A 3,403-nucleotide genomic window follows, 5' to 3' on the forward strand; every position below is an offset into this window, starting at 1 on the left:
TAACTCTCTTTTCCCAGTTTGCGGGTTATATCGAAAGGTAGGTTCATACCAGCCCTCAACATAAGTCCATTCCCAATACCGCGCTCCTTTCTTAAATGTTGGCATCGGAACAGTCGATATAGAATCGGGCTTAGATGTGTCTAATTCAATTGGCTTTTCTATTATGGTTTTCTCGCCATCGGGAGCAAATGTCACACCGCCGTTAGCGCCCGGTATTTCATACCCCAATCTTATAGAAGTTTTGCCGTCTTTGTCGTTGGCAACTTCAATTTTAAATCCTAAAGCTGAAACACCCAATTTACTCGACTCACTGCCATTACCTTCAGCGTTGACGCCAAATCCCAAAACGTTAACACCAAAAGAAACATTTTCTACGGAGACTCCAGTTGGAGTACGTTTTATTTCTCCTCCAAAACTGACGCCGAACCCTTGCTTAATACCTAGGTCTACCTCTGCTTTTGCAGATTGTTCAGCAGGATTAATACTGATGGATACTCCCGGTGCTCCTAATTCCGTTATCCCTGCTGCTGCATCGCCCACTACTGATATACCACCATAGCTACCAAGTTCCCGCGTACCAGACACCCCTAGGCTACCTACCTCGGGTGTCAATTGAGTCGGCTTGCTCCCCATATCAATTTGTTCAGTTGGACGACGGGAGCTATCTTTATCAAGATTAATTGACCTACTTCTTTTCATAGCACTTAAAATTCCATAATTAAAATGCGTATCCAAAAAGGTGCAGCATCAACAGCGGACGCCGTGTCGTTTTTCACTAATATTGAAACCGTTCCTGCGACTTGCACAATAGCTGTCATAGTAAGCGCCCAATAACCTGTATTGGCATTATTGAGAACAGGTACTACATGACAATAAGCTCCCAGCGTTACACCTGCAACCGGGATATCGAAAGAGAATAACCCTTGGCTGGCAATGCTAGGGAAGTCAACTGCCTGCGCGTGCGATCGAACTGATTTAATAGCTGTGGAAGCGGGCCCAATCTTCAGAGGTTGGGAAATAAGAAACTCTGTTGCAGATGAATACCAACGCCAGAAAGGAGCACCGGGTTGTGCTGCATAAAATCCTATATCCCCTGTGGCAGGGTTGTGCATTAAATAGTTTGCATTATACGCCCCTTGAAAATGTAATCCCGCCCAACTATTTTTGAGAATAGCTGAAATAGCTACGCTTCCATATACACCAGTATTGACAACGCCGAACCCCCCTTTATCTGTTTCTAATGGCAGTGGCAACCTTTCTACCGTCCCCGCATCACCACCTCTGCCAAGCAGCGAATTAGCGGGGACATTTACAAGCCTTCCTTCTAATGCCAATTCTAGAGAGGCTATTCTTGCACTTAATTCTGAAAAATCATCGTTTTTTTTTGAAATATCAACGGTAGTCGCAAATTCAATCTCTATGAAATCGGTTTGTTTGAGCAACCCATTGCCGTAGTCAATAAGTTGGATTCCGAGAGCGTCGTTATACTCCAATAACCGCACCTGAGCTTTTGCTAGATAAGGAATAAGCAAATCGAAATATGATTTGCGTCCGGCGTTAGTAAGAATAATTTCAGCCTTTTCGCGCCATACCCCAGTGTTATTTTTCCGACTCAGAATCCTCAAACCAACTTTCTGACTTGCTAATTCTGCTGCGGTGAACATTGCTAACCTTTCTGCTTCTGATTCATCCCCTTCATAATTAGGAAATTTCATGAGTTGAAAGCTTTTAAGGCTTACGTTGCAGAAGCACGCTTCCAGATATACGGCAGCCTTTTCTCCGGTAAGTAATGGTTCGTCGCGGAAGTGTACTATTTCCGTAACTACGTTTGTAGTAGTAGAAATAAGTGTAGTTGAGAATGTGCGAGTTGATATTGTCATATATTTATAAGTAGGGCGCTAAAGTAGGGCGCTACTTGTGATTAAGTCATTACAATGAAATCGGAAAACCCATCACCAAAGCCTTCTATAAAACCTTCTAAGAAATTGCCTAATGCAGGATTTTCCTCAGTAATGGCTTCTACTTTGTTGTCAATTGCTACAGAAATCGTAAATGATTGACCTTCTTGTAACCCCCAATTAGCAATGGCGTCGTCGATTCCTTTGATGCCTGTACGAACGTTATTCCTTGCCCATTTGCGAAGTTCCATATAACCTAATTTAGCCGCTAAATTGCGAGCGTACCTGACAAAGGTATTAGCAAGTTGACTTAGCTCCTCGACCAGCTCTTCTTGTATATCACTACCCGCTTGTTGTGCGGTAATGCAAAGTGCTGCCGATGCAGTAATGTTTATGGTCATTTTGGGGTTGCCTTTGCCCCCACCTAGTGCAAAACCAGCAAGCATTCTGCCCGTGGACTCTCCGACTGTGTTCAAGAAAGAGAGATACATACCCTCCAGTTCTGCAATAATTGCAGCATCCGATTGCTGCCAATCAAGATTGTATAAAACATTCGTAGTTCCTACAATGGCTTGCTGAAGCGTAGGCAACATTAGCCCTAAAGTAAAGCCACCAATCTTGACACTACCCAATGCTGACCACATAGAAGCAATACCGCCTGAAGCGACGGCTGTGATTCCTGTAGCGCTACCAACAAACCAACCAGCTACCGCAACGGCAGCACCACCGCTAATAGCTCCAATCGGGTCGTTTTTAAGCCAGTCACCAAATATTCCCCAGTCACCCCGCATGATTGCAGAAAATAGCTCTTTACCACCTTCTATCATGCGGTTGCCTAAGTCTAATGCAGCCTGTACACCACTTTTTATCGCATTCCATACTTGCGATGCAGCGTCCTGTAGCCATTTGCCTGGACTAACCCCTTCGGTGCTAAAGGCGAGCGCTGAATTTTCGATCGTCACGCCGTATGTTTTTTGGGTCATCTACTGTTCTCCCTAGGTCAATAACCATTCTGTTGCTGCTTCAGAAATATTACCACCTGCAACAATTGTAGTAATATAAGGCAGTTGAAATGTACCGGAATACACGCGTGTATTTGCGTTAAAAGTACAGGTGACATTAGTCAATGTTTGAGTGTTTTTAGCACCGTTGTTTTGCCAAGCAATGATGTATAACACCACGTCAATGAAATACTGAGACAGTGTGGTTGATTTGATTGTTCCTAAAGGGTTGCCTGCATTGAAAGTAGTGTTAGGCAGATAAGGCATGGTAACATCGGTAAATGTACCTGTCGCAGGAGTCCAAATAAGATTACCTGGAATGGTGAATTTGCCATCCATTACAAATGAATCATCTTTTGTTGATTCAAATCTATTAACGGATTCGGTGTCTGCGCGTTCAGCGTTTTGGTACAGGTGTACCAATTGCCAAAGCTGTCCTTCGATTGTGGTGGCGCTTATTGTTGCCCCTGTACCAGGTGTTATTATTGCCATAATATAAGTAGG

Annotated in this window: 4 protein-coding genes; all 4 read right to left on the reverse strand. The window is 43.8% G+C overall.

The window, feature by feature from the left end:
• Positions 1 to 633 (reverse strand): hypothetical protein (locus JGK22_RS32760; protein ID WP_293314533.1); only part of this gene is annotated, 633 nt, incomplete at its 3' end.
• Positions 634 to 704: 71 nt separating this feature from the next.
• On the reverse strand, positions 705 to 1,715 hold the full coding sequence (locus JGK22_RS32765; protein ID WP_293220964.1) for a hypothetical protein: 1,011 nt from the start codon (positions 1,713 to 1,715) through the stop codon (positions 705 to 707).
• Between the two features lie 206 nt (positions 1,716 to 1,921).
• Positions 1,922 to 2,881 (reverse strand): hypothetical protein, encoded by a 960-nt coding sequence (locus JGK22_RS32770; protein WP_293220967.1) that lies wholly within the window; start codon positions 2,879 to 2,881, stop codon positions 1,922 to 1,924.
• Between the two features lie 12 nt (positions 2,882 to 2,893).
• On the reverse strand, positions 2,894 to 3,403 hold a 510-nt coding region (locus JGK22_RS32775), incomplete at its 5' end, for a hypothetical protein (protein ID WP_293209022.1).

The sequence above is a fragment of the Microcoleus sp. PH2017_08_TRC_O_A genome (assembly GCF_020738665.1).
Classification (GTDB): Bacteria; Cyanobacteriota; Cyanobacteriia; order Cyanobacteriales; family Microcoleaceae; genus Microcoleus.

Excerpts from the sequence above, each read along its gene's own strand:
- JGK22_RS32770 (WP_293220967.1), bottom strand. The coding sequence starts at position 2,881 with ATGACCCAAAAAACATACGGCGTGACGATCGAAAATTCAGCGCTCGCC.
- JGK22_RS32765 (WP_293220964.1), bottom strand. The coding sequence starts at position 1,715 with ATGAAATTTCCTAATTATGAAGGGGATGAATCAGAAGCAGAAAGGTTA.